16 protein-coding genes and 1 pseudogene are annotated in these 14462 nt (G+C 41.5%); 8 read left to right on the top strand and 9 right to left on the bottom strand.

The genetic code is table 11. From position 1 onward, the window contains the following. The first annotated feature begins 183 nt into the window (after nt 1-183). From VB732_RS03475 to nifH, 6 genes are all read left to right on the top strand, one after another. The gene (locus VB732_RS03475) at nt 184-678 is read left to right on the top strand and encodes a hypothetical protein (RefSeq protein WP_323229445.1); all 495 of its coding nucleotides are present in this window, start codon (nt 184-186) and stop codon (nt 676-678) included. A gap of 82 nt (nt 679-760) precedes the next feature. Continuing rightward, a complete protein-coding gene (locus tag VB732_RS03480) occupies nt 761-1438 on the top strand; it encodes a pentapeptide repeat-containing protein (protein ID WP_323229446.1) in 678 nt (225 codons plus the stop codon). A gap of 864 nt (nt 1439-2302) precedes the next feature. Further along, nucleotides 2303-2908: a DUF4360 domain-containing protein gene (locus VB732_RS03485; RefSeq protein WP_323229447.1), complete on the top strand. Its 606-nt coding sequence runs from the start codon at nt 2303-2305 to the stop codon at nt 2906-2908. 377 nt (nt 2909-3285) lie between these two features. Further along, a complete protein-coding gene (locus VB732_RS03490; RefSeq protein WP_323229448.1) occupies nt 3286-4143 on the top strand; it encodes a DUF72 domain-containing protein in 858 nt (285 codons plus the stop codon). Between the two features lie 25 nt (nt 4144-4168). Continuing rightward, nucleotides 4169-4609: a hypothetical protein gene (locus VB732_RS03495; RefSeq protein WP_323229450.1), complete on the top strand. Its 441-nt coding sequence runs from the start codon at nt 4169-4171 to the stop codon at nt 4607-4609. A gap of 1636 nt (nt 4610-6245) precedes the next feature. Beyond that, entirely contained in the window at nt 6246-7139 is an 894-nt protein-coding gene (gene nifH / locus VB732_RS03500; protein ID WP_229464468.1) for a nitrogenase iron protein, read from the top strand. An 81-nt stretch (nt 7140-7220) separates the two neighbouring features. Here the strand turns inward: nifH and VB732_RS03505 are convergent. From VB732_RS03505 to VB732_RS03535, 7 genes and pseudogenes are all read right to left on the bottom strand, one after another. Next, nucleotides 7221-7351 (bottom strand): annotated as a pseudogene (locus VB732_RS03505) (IS701 family transposase); the annotation flags it as partial. Nucleotides 7352-7443: 92 nt separating this feature from the next. After that, complete coding sequence (locus VB732_RS03510) at nt 7444-8301, bottom strand: DUF6920 family protein (protein ID WP_323229451.1); 858 nt, start codon at nt 8299-8301, stop codon at nt 7444-7446. A 73-nt stretch (nt 8302-8374) separates the two neighbouring features. Continuing rightward, complete coding sequence (locus tag VB732_RS03515) at nt 8375-9037, bottom strand: GIN domain-containing protein (RefSeq protein WP_323229452.1); 663 nt, start codon at nt 9035-9037, stop codon at nt 8375-8377. A 31-nt stretch (nt 9038-9068) separates the two neighbouring features. Continuing rightward, nucleotides 9069-9593, bottom strand: a complete 525-nt coding sequence (locus tag VB732_RS03520) for a hypothetical protein (RefSeq protein WP_323229453.1) — start codon at nt 9591-9593, stop codon at nt 9069-9071. A gap of 67 nt (nt 9594-9660) precedes the next feature. Then, nucleotides 9661-10338: a DsbA family oxidoreductase gene (locus VB732_RS03525; RefSeq protein WP_323229454.1), complete on the bottom strand. Its 678-nt coding sequence runs from the start codon at nt 10336-10338 to the stop codon at nt 9661-9663. Nucleotides 10339-10350: 12 nt separating this feature from the next. Continuing rightward, nucleotides 10351-10887 (bottom strand): cytochrome b6-f complex iron-sulfur subunit, encoded by a 537-nt coding sequence (gene petC / locus VB732_RS03530; protein WP_323229455.1) that lies wholly within the window; start codon nt 10885-10887, stop codon nt 10351-10353. Nucleotides 10888-10912: 25 nt separating this feature from the next. Continuing rightward, nucleotides 10913-11125 (bottom strand): DUF2892 domain-containing protein, encoded by a 213-nt coding sequence (locus tag VB732_RS03535; RefSeq protein ID WP_323229456.1) that lies wholly within the window; start codon nt 11123-11125, stop codon nt 10913-10915. A gap of 297 nt (nt 11126-11422) precedes the next feature. On the opposite strand from VB732_RS03535, the gene VB732_RS03540 reads away from it, so the two are divergent. Together VB732_RS03540 and VB732_RS03545 are read left to right on the top strand one after the other, a co-directional pair. Next, nucleotides 11423-11908 carry a DUF4079 domain-containing protein gene (locus tag VB732_RS03540; protein WP_323229457.1) on the top strand — a complete coding sequence of 162 codons (486 nt, stop codon included), beginning with the start codon at nt 11423-11425 and terminating at the stop codon, nt 11906-11908. Between the two features lie 94 nt (nt 11909-12002). Then, the gene (locus tag VB732_RS03545; RefSeq protein ID WP_323229458.1) at nt 12003-12521 is read left to right on the top strand and encodes a rhodanese-like domain-containing protein; all 519 of its coding nucleotides are present in this window, start codon (nt 12003-12005) and stop codon (nt 12519-12521) included. A 55-nt stretch (nt 12522-12576) separates the two neighbouring features. Here the strand turns inward: VB732_RS03545 and VB732_RS03550 are convergent, their stop codons facing one another. Together VB732_RS03550 and VB732_RS03555 are read right to left on the bottom strand one after the other, a co-directional pair. After that, complete coding sequence (locus tag VB732_RS03550; protein WP_323229459.1) at nt 12577-13656, bottom strand: nitronate monooxygenase family protein; 1080 nt, start codon at nt 13654-13656, stop codon at nt 12577-12579. Nucleotides 13657-13823: 167 nt separating this feature from the next. Beyond that, nucleotides 13824-14435, bottom strand: a complete 612-nt coding sequence (locus VB732_RS03555; protein WP_323229460.1) for a heme oxygenase (biliverdin-producing) — start codon at nt 14433-14435, stop codon at nt 13824-13826. Between the last annotated feature and the right edge of the window lie 27 nt (nt 14436-14462).

Consider the following 14462-nt stretch of genomic DNA (forward strand, 5'->3'; position numbering starts at 1 on the left):
TGCCCCCTGCCCCCTGCCTCCAAACCCATAGCCTTGTACTTCATGCAAAAAAACTGCTCTAATTCTCCTGACTTGTCACCTCACCTTGCGAAAGCTGATTGCAGACAATTAGCGATCGCAATACATTATCGTTACCCAAGTCCTCATTAACCAGATCAACTTTTTAGGATTATCAGTTCCATTATGCCCAGTTCCAAAATCTTAGCCCAATCTTTCGACTATTATGGAGTTTATCCCTGCCCAGTCTGTCGGATAGGTAAGATTTCTCACATGCCATTGATGGAAGCGATGGCTTGTGACTTTTGCCAAGAGATTTTTACAGTCAATTTAGAACTACAGCAAATCAAGATGCCTTCTAGACAACCACCGTTAATTTGGCGTTGGAGTGGTTTTAGTTGGACTGAAGGCCAGTTGGAAGGTGTAGAGTTAGGTTGGGGTTATGGAATAGCAGCAGCAGTTTTTGTAATTCTTCCCACTACTCTGATTGGCATAGTAGCTTACTATTTCCCTGCTGATATTAAGGAACCTATTACCTGGATGCCATATATTTGGACGATATTAACTTTCCTATCACATTTATCAATTATTGTTTGGATTGTTATTGAAATTTATCAGATTCCAGTTGCAGCATATTTAAGAGCGATCGCTCGATGGAGAAATCGGGAGATGGGAAGATGAAGAAACAGGGGAGTGGTAAAAGATGCAGCGAATACATGGCTTCATCACTCATAATTAAGTTGATTGTCCACCAAAATATCGTATGAGCGATCTGGAGCGGTACTATAGAGTTTTGGAATTAGAGCCTGGGGCAACACTTGAGGAAGTGAACCAGGCTTACAAAGATTTAGTCTTTGTTTGGCATCCCGATCGCATTCCCAAAGAAAATCTCCGTTTACAGCAGAAAGCACAAGACAAGCTGAAAGCCATAAATGAAGCTCGTGAAAAGTTGCGTTCTCTAAAAACCAAACATCAAACCACATCTCAAACCAAACATCAAACCACATCTTATTCACCTTCACCCTCACCTCAATACCAAACACCATCTCAACCAACCCAGCCACCACCGAAGCAAAACTCAGACTTGAGTGGCAAAGACTATAGTCGGGCAAATTTGAGCAACAAAGATTTATCTGGCAGAAATCTGAGTTATGCCAACTTGAGCGGCGCTAATCTCAGCGACACTTTTATGCACAAAGTCAACCTCAGAGGGGCGAATTTATCTGAAGCAAATTTATTTCGGGCAAACCTCCTTTTAGCGGATCTTAGGGAGGCGAATTTACGTGGTGCTAATTTAATTGGTGCGGATCTCAGTGGAACCGACTTACGAGGAGCCGACTTAACAGGAGCGCGGATTCGTTCTGGTGAGCGCCTTTTGGTTAAATTAATTGGTGCTAACTTAGCTGGGGCAATTATGCCTGATGGGGAAATTTATCAATAACCGATGTTGCACTACGACACATCAGGTAGCACAGGTGTGCTACCTAATTTTTTGAGTATAAGTACCAATACATTTCAGAGAACACCAAAACACTTGTAGAGACGGCGATTTATCGCGTCTCGAAAACCAAAAATTTCTGCCAATAGCCCTTAACTGAACCCTATTAGTATGGGTACTTAGATTGACATGCACAAGTAATACTGTGCCATTGCTTTGCGGCTAAATAATTAATTGCGATCGCCTAGTCAGTTCTACGGGAACACAATAGAAAATATTTAGTCATTAAGCAAGTACAGATTCAATATCTAAGGCTTGACTAAGAAGTTAGAAGTCAAAAACTAGAATTAATTCGCGCAAAAAATATCGCTAATTGTAGATTGCTAAATATTTTATTTAGTGAGGAAAAATTTTGTCTTTTATTTAGCAATCATACATCAATTAGATATTTTTCTGAATAACACTACTGAATTTATTTTAGAGACTTCTATAAATAATTCAGTTAAATTCTAGTTGCCTAAAATTCAATACGCAGATGTAGATTCGGTAGGTTAAATAGCTAACTTTTCGGTAGTTTTGAGATATGAAAAATTACTTTAATAGTCTATTTTTCGACTTTCTGAGCTAATTAGTCCAGTTTGCAAATTTATACTTGCCCTATTAATGCGTTAATTATTTCACCGGAAATAAGTTGATTAGGAATTCTTTATCCATATCAGGAAGGCAGAAAAGGTTATAAGTTATACATGGGTTTTATTTCCAGCTTCAAATATAGTTGATACTGATTTTTTTAACGATCAGTTTTCCGAAATCAGCCGCAACCAATTTGGAACTAACATTATCCAAAATACTCAAAACAGGTGAGTTATGAATAACCAAAATCTCAAGACAACATCTATCAACTCTATCAAAGCTTTTTTGGCTGCAACAACACTAATAACAGCTTCTGTCGGCCCTGCGTTTGCTAACGACAAAGTGGAAATTATCAGTGCAAAATATGGTGGTAATGGCTGCCCTGAAGGATCTGCTAGTGTAAGTGTCAGTCCCGATGGTCAAGAGTTAAGTATTCTATTTGATAAGTTTATAGCTTTAGGGAATCAAGCAGAAGAAAGACGCAAAAACTGTAACTTAAGTATTCCGATCAAAGTCCCCCAAGGCTTTCAAATTTCCCTATACGATGCCGATTATCGGGGTTATGTTGCTCCTGCTACAACTGGCAGACTAAGGTCAGAGTACTTTTTTGCTGGTCAGCGTGGCCCCGTTTTTTCTCGGACATTTAACGGCGAAAGTGATTACAACGTCCGCGATCAATTAGTTACTGTGGGTGATGTTTGGTCACGCTGTGGTGACAGTGTAAATATGCGGGTGAATGCTGCGATGACCGCCAGTGGTAAAGGAATGGCAACTGTTGACTCCTTCGACCTAGCCCATCGCGGGTTAGTTTATCACATCAAATATCGCCAGTGTCGTTAAGTCTTTTCAAAGCGAGAGCAACAAACTCTTAGGTTCAAAAAAATCTAAGCCTCGTAGGGGCAATTCATGAATTGTCCCTACATTTCATACATAATTGATGCGTAATACCAATTTTAAAAAACAATACGACAAATAGACCTTTGTAGAGACGCGATGCATCGCATCTAGGTCATAAGTATTATGTCCCGGCGAATAGAATTCACGGCTATACATACAAAACCCACCTCCGTGGGTTTCAAACTCCTACAGTCTGCACAGGCGGACTTGCTTTGTGTAGCCGCGATTGATATCGACTTTATACGATGGTAATTACGAATTACGAATTATTACAACCTAACTGTAAAATTAAATATGATACTTTAAGACTTTTAAGCTCTGTGAACTTTTTTATCGGTTGTGCTGTTTGGGCATATAAAAGTTGGGTGGGCGAACTCTATCCTCAAGGTACTCGCGCTACCGATTTTCTCCATCTTTACAGTCGTCGCTTCACTACTGTAGAAGGTAACACCACTTTTTATGCAGTGCCTAACCAAGAAACTGTAACCCGTTGGGCTGCCGAAACACCAGCAGGGTTTGAATTTTGTCTAAAATTACCGCGAGATGTTACCCATCAAGGATTGTTGCAACCTAATATTCCCACCGCTTTAAAATTTCTGGAAGGGATGCGCCCATTAGGTAAACGTCTTGGCCCAATATTTGCCCAGTTACCACCCAGTTATGCACCTGTATTACTTGACGATTTGACCAGTTTTCTGGAGGCTTGGCCGCGCACAGATGCACCCTTAGCCCTGGAAGTTCGCCATCCCGACTGGTTTAGGGAACCTCATACTAGTAATTTGACGGCGCTTTTAGAAAAGTTAGGTGTAGGACGGGTACTGTTAGACTCCCGCCCTATTTACACTGGAGATGATGACCCCCAGTTGCAATCAGAACGGCGTAAACCCAAATTACCGTTGCAATTGAGTGTGACAGCACCTTTTACTATGATTCGATTTATTTCCCATCCAAATTTATCAGTGAATCAGCCGTTTATGGAAGAGTGGGTAAGGCAGATTCAGCACTGGTTACAGACGGGAGTGCGAATTTATTTCTTTGTTCATTGTCCAATAGAAGCGCGATCGCCTAACATAGCGCGTCATTTCCAACAGCTACTAGAACAGAATGATACGCCAGTTCCACCCTTACCTTGGAATAATCTTGAGTATCCCCCTAATCAGCTAAGTTTATGGTCTTGAAGCAGTTACACCAAAGGAGGTTAACATGAGTCGTCTTCTTTATGAAAGTTCAGTCTCATACAAAGGGTATCTCATTATTCCATTCGTTTTTGGAAAAGTTGATAATCACAATATTTATTCGTATAAATTGCTATCTGAAATTGGGCACAAAAGCCAATTTCATAAAGCAGAAAATCCATCAACAATTTATGGATGTAGCATTAGTAACATTGTTGATATTGCTAAAGAACATCTCGATCAAAATTCCGAATTTATTAGCCACAGGGATTGTTTTAAGTCTCGATATGTTTACCGGAACCATTTGATTATCATCTCTCAAGAAGGAGACAAATGCTTTTACGATCATTATCCACCAGAGTTATTAAATAATATTGCAGCACCAAAATTATTTAAATCTGAATATGAATGCCTGAGTTGGATTAAACAAGGGCTTGATGGGCAGCAGATGCGGCAAAGAGCTATTTAAGACTAATTAACGTTATACCAATTTGAAAGAAGAATGTGGCAAATAGACCATTTGTAGAGACGCGATGAATCGCGTCTTTACCCAAGAACGTGTTGCAGTCACTAATTGAATTGGTATTAAATGGGCGGTTAAAAAGCGCATCTACACAGACGAAATCCACGGAGGTGGGTTTCGAACACTCAATTTTTCTTTAGTCCGCGCGGGAAGCCGCAAAGCATCTATGTTTATGTAGCTGCGAATTCCATTGGTTGGGGCTTACTATTGTTTGTGTAAATCCCAATCCGGTTGGGTTGAGGGCTACTGGCAAAATTTTGGGTTTTTGAGACACGATAAATCGCCGTCTGTACAAGTGTTTTGGTCTTATTTGACCTGTATTGGTATAAATTCTGGAGATGCAAAATAATAAATCATATTTTATTTGTAAAACATTAGTTTTAAATACTTTTATCAAATAGTCAAAAGTATCTATCTGCACAAATTAGCTATGAACAATAATTTCATTAACTGGTAACTTATGAGCGCGTAACTTATGACTATTAAAGATTCTAAGGATAATACTATGGTGAGTAAATAAATAATTTGAGATTAGGCAAATAAATCGCTGAGATGTATGTTATGGTTTTTATAGGAATCAAAACAGTGAAAACACAAAAAGACTTCAAGACAATTTTGAGGCAAGCTCAATAAAGTTTTTTTGATCTGGTAAGTCTCCTTCAATTCGCTACATCTTTCTGTAACAAAAATCTAAAACTAGATTGAGTTGGATAGTAGCCTTTGTAACAACTTGAAGTCAATCGAAATTTATCTGGGTATGAGCCAATAAGAGTTGGCTAACCTAGCTAGAGCATTACCCAAGAAAGGCAATTACTCTTGGAGTCTGGGAAGAAAGACTCTTAGTACAGCCTGACAATTTCATAGAAATACAGAATGTTTACGAACTTAGTCTTGCGGAAGCGAATATTTTCAGCCGCAAACTAAGGTGAAGCAGTTGCTGACTTTTGGAACGAAAATTTCCAGCAGAATGGTATCATTCCACAATTTTGAGGAACTTAACCATACTGTCAAAGTTCACGAAGATATTATCTAAGTGAGAGTGTTAGGGATTACCTGTGCAGGCATTATACTGCACCTATAACTACCACTTTGATCCTGGGATTTATCCTGCTGCATCAATCACGAAACAATAAGCGCTATTGAAGTTTTTGGTAATTTGACATCAGCAAAATCAAAGAAGTTGCAGTAACCATTTAGAGTGGATTGCAATGTGGTTGGTTGTGTGGTTCAAGGAACAAATCTGCGTTCATTTGAATTCCTGCTGCAACCACTCTGAGGCTTGAGCAACCATTTGGGATTCTGTTGCTACAACTGACAATGCTGAAGTCAAAGCTTTTAAGGCTTCGTTATGAGGAGATGGAGATTTCTCTATCCCTTGAGCGATATCTGAGGATAAGTAGCTCTACGTCTACGTTTTGTGTGTAAATCTGTTCTGATTTTAACTGTTTTTGTCGGGGTGCAATGTTTAGCGACAAGTTGCTACACGTTAACGCCAATAGGCTTTACTTCCCTACGTTCCAAGAGTGAATATTTTCTATCAAGCTTCCGACCCATCAATTAAATCATTGTAGGAAACACAACCATGACTGACGAAAAGATTAGACAAATAGCTTTCTATGGTAAAGGCGGTATTGGTAAATCTACCACCTCTCAAAACACCCTGGCAGCTATGGCTGAAATGGGTCAACGCATTCTAATTGTCGGTTGCGATCCTAAAGCTGACTCTACCCGTTTGATGCTACACAGTAAAGCTCAAACAAGCGTTTTGCAATTAGCTGCTGAAAGAGGCGCTGTTGAAGATATTGAACTTGAAGAAGTAATGCTGACTGGTTTCCGTGATGTACGTTGCGTGGAGTCTGGTGGCCCTGAACCCGGTGTCGGTTGCGCTGGTCGTGGTATTATCACTGCTATCAACTTCTTAGAAGAAAACGGTGCTTACAAAGATGTTGATTTTGTAAGTTACGACGTTTTGGGTGACGTTGTGTGCGGTGGTTTTGCTATGCCTATCCGTGAAGGCAAGGCACAAGAAATCTACATCGTTACCTCTGGTGAAATGATGGCGATGTATGCAGCTAACAACATCGCTCGTGGTGTTCTTAAATATGCTCATACTGGCGGTGTGCGCTTGGGTGGCTTGATTTGTAACAGCCGTAACGTTGACCGAGAAATCGATTTAATCGAAACCTTGGCAAAACGTTTGAACACCCAAATGATTCACTACGTTCCTCGTGACAACATTGTTCAACACGCAGAATTGCGCCGGATGACTGTTAATGAGTATGCACCTGATAGCAACCAAAGCAACGAATATCGGATTTTGGCTAAAAAGATCATCGACAACGATAAGCTTGCTGTTCCTACCCCTATTGAGATGGAAGAGTTGGAAGAATTGTTGATTGAATTCGGTATTCTCGAAAGTGATGAAAATACTGCAATGCTTGTTGGTAAAAGTGCTACTGAAGCACCTGTCAAGTAGTACTAATTAAATAATGGTTTAGGGTGGGCAATCAGCCCACCTTTTTTGGTTTCACTCCAATTAACGGGACTTAAATAATAATTAAGACCAAATAAGGCCCAAACTGGCTTTATAAGCAGCAAATACGTCACAAGGGTCAACCAATCGAAAAATCGATAAGACATAGCCCTTCTAAAGGCTTCCAAGGCTTCAGTAAAGGTGTTCAAAGGTTTTGCCAAGGTTTCGATTTGTAAGATTGAGTGGTCAATGTCAAAATGAGCATGAAGTGCTTCACAGGTGTTGGTGAGAAAGCGATCGCTGTTGCTCACTGTGCAAACTCATAGTTAATCTCTGCAATCTTTCCCTGGAAATAGAGCCGAGTGCCTTCTGGATGCTCCCATCCCACTTCACCTTCTAAGGGAATAAGCATCCCATTCTGAACTGTATAATCCCAAAACCTACCATTCCAGGGCATGGCAGTCAGCTTGTCATCATCCATTCGATAACGAGCCTCAGCCCGAATAGTAGCGATCGCTCCTTCAGTATTAAACTGAAATACTAGCGAGACAGTGGTTGCACCATCAGTCAGAGTACCACGAGCAGAGGTGTCATCGATTGCTTCCCAGCATACGCCCTGACTGGGTAATAGAGCAGTGGGATACCAAACTGCTTCCGCAAATAACCTTAATAATTCACCTTGATTTAATTCAGGTGTAACGCTCGTTTTCATAACAGTGAAAAGACCGAGTAATGATGCGTGCAAATTGCCTTCTCCTAACAGATATGTATCATGAACAAATGCATTTAGTCCTGGAGCCATTTGGATACGTGCATCCCAATCAAAACCCAAACGTTGAGTAATCACAAGTTGGGTGGCAGTAAATGGACTCCACTTAGCTTCCGTTTCACTCATATTGAACTTTCCTTGCTGAGAGAATTTGACCGCAGCCACGATTGCTTGTCCATCCTTAAGTACTGTCTTGAAAAATCGCTGTACAGGGTCTGGTAAGCCTTCAATTTCTTTTTGATCGTAGATTTGGGGCTTAATTGTCCGCCGTCCATTTGTTAATTTGGCGCGTAATTTATCAGTATCCAACTGCCACCGATAGCCACCATAAATGGCAGCAATTCCCAGGCAGACTATAATAAAAATACCTATAATTGCAATCCATTTTATCCACATAATACTTACCCATATTTGTTAATTCATAGTTTGATAGATGCTGATTGCTTCAATTATCAATAAATGGTATTAGCTAACGTTTCTTGACTGACCCCACGCCCCGCCGAGATTCCCGAACTTGAGGAGAGCCAATATACTCTATTGAACCCACGCCGGATACAGTCGCATCTAACTGCTGAGTGACATTAACCACAGCACTCCCCACGCCGCTATTGCGAACCGTAGCCTGCTTAGTCTTGAAATTCTCACCTTGGAAACTTCCCACCCCGGAAAGATTGAGTTCCAGCACATCAACACTTCCGGCGATCGTCATGCTACCCACCCCATCAAGGGAAATCGACAACTGTTTACCTTGGATATCCTTTACCTCAACACTACCAACACCATCTATATTCAAGCTTTCTAGGCTCTTCACCTCCACAACGAACTCAATGGGCTTGGTGGGATTCATATTGGTATCTTTCATGATGGTGAGATACAGAACATTGTCAGCTACACGACTTTCTAGCAACGGCAGAATGTTATCGTCGGCGGTGATCGTGAGGGACTCTTTTCCCGTCTGCTGTATCGTGATTTTACCTACGGATTTACTAGAAATGGATGAGAATCGACCTACTTCTCTAGATTCGGTCTTAACTATTCCAGAGCCTCTAAGCCCACCCAAACTGAGAGAGCAGCCTGTTAATAGACTCAAAGCTGTTAAACACGCAACCAAACCGTATAGCTTCGATCTCATTGTTTTGCCTGCTATATAAATCCTGATTCGTTCACTTTTCATCCAAAAGATTTCTGGAAAGCTTCTGGCTTAACACGAGGCGATTCTTGTATTTCGTATAAGCAAAGTAACTAGCAATAATCATCAGAAATGCTGGAGCCGCAAGCCATAACCAGAAACCAGGAAGTAACTTAGTTAATAGAAGATGACTATAGGGATTACTACCATTGGGTAACGCCAGCCAGTATGCTGATATTGTTCCTGTAAAGCCGACAATAATTGCAATAAAAGCAGAAACTATTGAGAATTTGTATTTTTTCTGTACAAACAATTTAAAGGAAAACCAATAAAGGGGATTGGCTAACCAGCCAATAGCTGGAATTTGAAGAAAGAATAATCCAAGTAGTCCCCAAATTGTAACTTCAGCCCCCTTCATAACAGAAATAAAACTTGTCTGCTTTGTCTGGTTGTCAACTATATCAAAAGCAAGTGCTGGCAAGCTCAGTGCTATTATGTAGAGCAACAAAGATATTCCCAATAGAACCAAGCGTTTATCAAATAAAAGTGGTTTTTTCATGGGTGCATTTTGATTGCGATAGCTGCGCTCGCCGAAGGCATCGCGTCTTTCTATTAATTCAACATCCTTAACACCAAGATTGCTCTCCCGAAGGATTGTGCAGTAACTCCCGGATATTGGCTTCGATGACCCGATAGCCCACATTACCGTTGAGTTTCTGCCGTCCTTCATTAAAAATCAGGGTGGGGCTGACTGTAACTGTATGCTCTTTAACTAATTCAAAATCCTGGGATAGCTGGGCATAAGCCTCACCGCTATCGATTTGAGCTTCGATAGCTGCGATCGGTAGTTTTAACTCCTCTGCAATTCCAAATTGCACCTTGCGGTCAGAAACATCTGCCAGTTTGGTAAAAAATGCCTCCCGAAATGCCCAGGTTGCTTTTTCAAATACCTGTTGATTTCGCTCTACTAAACCCTTCGTTTCTAGTAGTTGAATTGCATGGAGAAACAAATGACATGATGTGGATGAAAATGGTGTAACGTGAGTCCAAATATCAGGATGAACGGTGATGTGATCGAACTTTTTCGCAACTTCTTGGACATGATCGCTGTATCCTTGCAATCCCCCGCGATCGCGCCATCGGTTTTCCAGTTTTTCACGAGCAACACCAAAGACGGGGACAAAGTGCTGTGCGATCGCAATCTTGTCTTCAAAGGTTGTTTTTAACTCATCCAAACGAATCTGAGCAATATAAGCCCAAACACAGAGAACATCGGAAAAGTAAAAAATACGAATCGGTTCCATATCACTTCATCCTTAGACCCACCAGGGCTTCTTTCCAGTGCGAGGATCAGTTTCCGTCCACGGCGAGATTAAAATGCTGTTATCGATCACTGCAACCTGGACAATCTTAAGCGGTAGAGGAGCCGGGCCACGCATCACCGACCCATCAGGGGCATAGCGAGAACCATGACAGGGACATTGAAACTGCTGATCTAGGGCGTTCCAGGGGAAGGTACAACCAAGGTGAGTGCAGTTATCAACAAGCCCGATATGATCCAGGGTGTGATCTTCTTTGACAATCAGATAAGTGGGTTCTCCTGCCAAACCTGCAACCAGGGCGCGGGTTTCGGGCGGTTCAGCCAGAATTTGCGAGGCGGGGATTTGTTTCCCTAGAATATCTTTAGCAAGAATAGCACCTCCCACTCCTGTTTTTTCTGCTGGAGCAATAAAGAATTTGCCCGCAGGATAGAGCGCAGTACCCGCAGTGGCAGCAATAGTTGCTCCGGTAATAAAGTTAAGTAGCTGCCGCCGTGATAGGGATGGACTTTCGATTGGAATACTATTGTCCATTATGGATCTCCTTAAAAGTTGATGATTAAAGTTGATTGTTGATCTGGCTGGTATGAATTCCCATGAGGCGATAAAGACCGCAAAATCCTACTAAAGCTGTCACCAGCAATACGCTACCTGCAACGACAAGACCAATACCCAATCCTGTACTGCTGTAAGGGAAAAGTCCTAGATAAAATAACGCCGAAGCCAACAACAAACGGATCAGGCGATCTAACGAACCAACATTCGTTTTCATAACTGTAATCTCCAATATTGAATGGGCTACAAAACCCTTGAAAAAATCTTTAATGGGCTGCAAAACCCTTAGAAATCCCTTGGTGCAATTATGCAAGAAGCAACTATCAAGGGATTGCATTTTTTTATCTTCTCTTTCATTATAACCTCTAAATAGCTGGGAATTTTTAATGTCAATATTCATATATTTTTATGACAATTCATACAGTTTATCCAGTATTAAAACATGATTTCAAACAACAGGATGTCATACTTTTTTTGTGATTAATTCTCTATAGCTAATTTGGAAATACCTGTTATGAGTTCAGAAACTTTAGCGGCTCTCAAGCCCTACCTCAGTTTTTTTCACCCTGTTACTATGTGGATCTTGCTGGTCGTTGCGCTCTATGCCATGTACCTGGGTGTGCAAGTCAGACGGACGAGGCTGGCAGATGGCGATATCAAAAAAGAAATGGTCAAAGGTCGATTCGCCATCCGCCATCACCAAATTGGCTCTATCCTCTTGGCATTGATGGTAATGGGTGCGATCGGGGGAATCATTGTTACCTACCTCAATAATGGCAAGATTGTGATTGCCCCCCATTTGTTTGCTGGCTTAGGGATGGTGGGGTTGATTTCCACTTCTGCGGCGCTGGTTCCCTTTATGCAAAAGCATGACTGGGTTCGCAGCGTCCACGTTTCGCTAAACCTGATTCTGTTGGGATTGTTTGGCTGGCAAGCTGTGACAGGGGTGCAAATTGTACAAAAGATTGTTACCCAAATGATGAAGAATAGTGCAGCGTGAGAAAGTTCTATCGGATATCGGTATAAATCTTTATCAATCTACTATCACACTGAGTTAAAACACCTGCGAGTGCTACCCACGTTAGGATAAATTTATGAAGTTTAAAAAGTCAATCCAAAATCTACTGCTCGGAATTGTTTTATTGTTCTGTTTCTTTTTAAGCATTCAACAAAACTTGATGGCATCGGAAATTTCCACCTCATCAGACTTAATGGTTGAAACCGCTATTCAGTCAGATCAGAAAGGATTTCCTAAATTGGAATCAGCCGTAGATCAGTATCTCATGTCAATACCATCGGGATATTACACGATCGCTAAGGTTGAAGACTTAAAAAGTTTGATGGCAAACCGTCAGCCGTTATTAGTTGATGTGCGAGAGCCATCAGAGTATCGGTCTGGTCATATCCCTGGCGCAACCAATATTCCGCTCCGAACGCTAGCTCGTAATTTAAGTAAGATTCCCAGCGATCGCCCTGTGGTGATGTACTGTTCTACTGGCTATCGTTCTTCTATGGGAGTGATGACGTTGCATCTGCTTAATTATGATAATGTCCAGGGTTTTCCACCTAGCTTTGCAGGTTGGAAAGCTTCAGGGGAGGCGATCGCCAAGTGAAGAGAGGCAAATCCGATCGGGACATAATTACTCAACCTTAATAAATCCATGCCGATTAGCTAACAAGTTCCTTAATTAATTCTGCAACAGACATCATACATTCGGCGCGTCCAGCATTACTGCCGGCAAAAACTAGACCGTTTTCCACATCACCACGAGCAGCTTTATCTAATGCCTGAATAATACAATAGGTTTCTTGATGATCTCGGCATTGGCAAACCTCTAAGCAGTTAGCGATACAGCGTTTTTCTAAATCTGGAGAATGAGCGATCGCTTTTTTCACAAAACTATTTTTTAATGCCCTTCCCGGCATTCCCACGGGAGAAGGGACAATTACCACATCTTCGGGACTGGCATGAAGATGAAACTCTTTATAATTAATATCTGCATCACATTCATCGGTGGTAATAAAGCGAGTCCCCATTTGTACCCCTTTCGCACCCAAAGCCAACATCCGATCAATATCAGCACGGTTCCAAACTCCACCTGCTGCAATCACGGGAATATCTTTACCCACTTCCGAACGCAGATATTCTACCAATTCTGGAATTACTTGCTCTGCATTTAAGGCAACATTACCTAATTCTTGGTATTTTGCACCCAAATGACCCCCTGCTGTATTCGGATTCTCCACCACAAAGGCATCAGGTAAACGTCCATAATTACGTTCCCACTTCCGGCAAATCACCTTAGCAGCGCGGGTACTGGAAACAATCGGCACTAATGCCACATCTGGATAGCTCTCTGTATATTCCGGTAGATGCAATGGTAAGCCAGCACCAGAAATTACTAAATTCACACCATGTTCCACTGCTGTACGTACCAGAGTTTCATTATCTCGCGCTACCACCATCGAGTTAATCCCAATCACCCCATTTGGACTGATTTGACGAGCTTTCTGGAGTTCATCAATTAATGCCAAGCGATTTGCTTCAAATAACTGATGTTTTCGCTGTTTAAGCGCAAAATAAGGAGAATTAAGTCCTAATCCTACGGCGGATACAATACCAATCCCACCTGCATTAGCCACAGCCCCAGCCAGATTCGCGCCAGAAATTCTGATTCCCATTCCCCCTTGAATAATCGGGTAGCGGGCAATATGTTTACCAATAAGTAGCGATGGAAGTGTTGTCATATTTGATTTTTAAGTTCTTAACTATAAATACCGATTTTCGGCGCTCAGAATTTATCAAAACAGAATTCAGGAGTCAGGAGCCAGAATTCAGAATGAATTTTGAATTTAGCGGATGAATCAAGGGCGTTTTTGCACCCCCACTAAATCGAAGATTTAGTGGTCTTCAATCAGTGGCGGGTCTGAATCCCCCACTGATAGCGAAGCGTTAGCGAGTCATCGAGCGTCTTGATTCTGACTCCTGAATTCTGACTTCTGAATTCTTCTTTAAATTCCCGTCTAGCTTCCGGGGTAGGAATCTGTTCAAATTCATGCATTGCAGTGCCGCGATCGCTTGGTAAATTCATTGCCGAACGCGCAATCTTTCTCAATGCTTGCCCACCCGATAAATCTCCCATATAGCGAGTATAGGCATGAGCAATCAGTAACTCCGGTTGTGTGTTGGCAACTTCATGAATACGGTTAACATATATCTGTCCTGCTGGAGAGGGAACAATCTGCGATCGCCAATTTTCACCGTAATAAAAGGCTAAATCTTTCTCTAAACTTGCCTGACGATGCAGTTCGGGAAAATATATCATCCCAATGATCGGATGATGTTGATACCACTCTAGTTGTTCTTCTAAAGCACTGTAAACAAAGTAGAGATCCGCCAACAACTTCCGAAAATAGCTTTTTTCTACTACACCTTTGAGAAAGCATTTCATAAATGCAGTGTTTTCCGTCATTGTGTGAGAATGTTTAGTGCCTTCTCGCAAGCGAACATCTAAATGGCTGCTCATGATGAATACCTTGTTGCTAAAAATGTT

This window comes from Nostoc sp. UHCC 0252 (genome assembly GCF_034931145.1).
Classification (GTDB): Bacteria; Cyanobacteriota; Cyanobacteriia; order Cyanobacteriales; family Nostocaceae; genus Nostoc.

Excerpts from the sequence above, each read along its gene's own strand:
- VB732_RS03485 (WP_323229447.1), top strand. The coding sequence starts at position 2,303 with ATGAATAACCAAAATCTCAAGACAACATCTATCAACTCTATCAAAGCT.
- nifH (WP_229464468.1), top strand. The coding sequence starts at position 6,246 with ATGACTGACGAAAAGATTAGACAAATAGCTTTCTATGGTAAAGGCGGT.
- VB732_RS03515 (WP_323229452.1), bottom strand. The coding sequence starts at position 9,037 with ATGAGATCGAAGCTATACGGTTTGGTTGCGTGTTTAACAGCTTTGAGT.
- VB732_RS03480 (WP_323229446.1), top strand. The coding sequence starts at position 761 with ATGAGCGATCTGGAGCGGTACTATAGAGTTTTGGAATTAGAGCCTGGG.
- VB732_RS03520 (WP_323229453.1), bottom strand. The coding sequence starts at position 9,593 with ATGAAAAAACCACTTTTATTTGATAAACGCTTGGTTCTATTGGGAATA.
- VB732_RS03550 (WP_323229459.1), bottom strand. The coding sequence starts at position 13,656 with ATGACAACACTTCCATCGCTACTTATTGGTAAACATATTGCCCGCTAC.
- VB732_RS03545 (WP_323229458.1), top strand. The coding sequence starts at position 12,003 with ATGAAGTTTAAAAAGTCAATCCAAAATCTACTGCTCGGAATTGTTTTA.
- VB732_RS03540 (WP_323229457.1), top strand. The coding sequence starts at position 11,423 with ATGAGTTCAGAAACTTTAGCGGCTCTCAAGCCCTACCTCAGTTTTTTT.
- VB732_RS03495 (WP_323229450.1), top strand. The coding sequence starts at position 4,169 with ATGAGTCGTCTTCTTTATGAAAGTTCAGTCTCATACAAAGGGTATCTC.
- VB732_RS03510 (WP_323229451.1), bottom strand. The coding sequence starts at position 8,301 with ATGTGGATAAAATGGATTGCAATTATAGGTATTTTTATTATAGTCTGC.
- VB732_RS03535 (WP_323229456.1), bottom strand. The coding sequence starts at position 11,125 with ATGAAAACGAATGTTGGTTCGTTAGATCGCCTGATCCGTTTGTTGTTG.
- VB732_RS03525 (WP_323229454.1), bottom strand. The coding sequence starts at position 10,338 with ATGGAACCGATTCGTATTTTTTACTTTTCCGATGTTCTCTGTGTTTGG.
- petC (WP_323229455.1), bottom strand. The coding sequence starts at position 10,887 with ATGGACAATAGTATTCCAATCGAAAGTCCATCCCTATCACGGCGGCAG.
- VB732_RS03555 (WP_323229460.1), bottom strand. The coding sequence starts at position 14,435 with ATGAGCAGCCATTTAGATGTTCGCTTGCGAGAAGGCACTAAACATTCT.
- VB732_RS03475 (WP_323229445.1), top strand. The coding sequence starts at position 184 with ATGCCCAGTTCCAAAATCTTAGCCCAATCTTTCGACTATTATGGAGTT.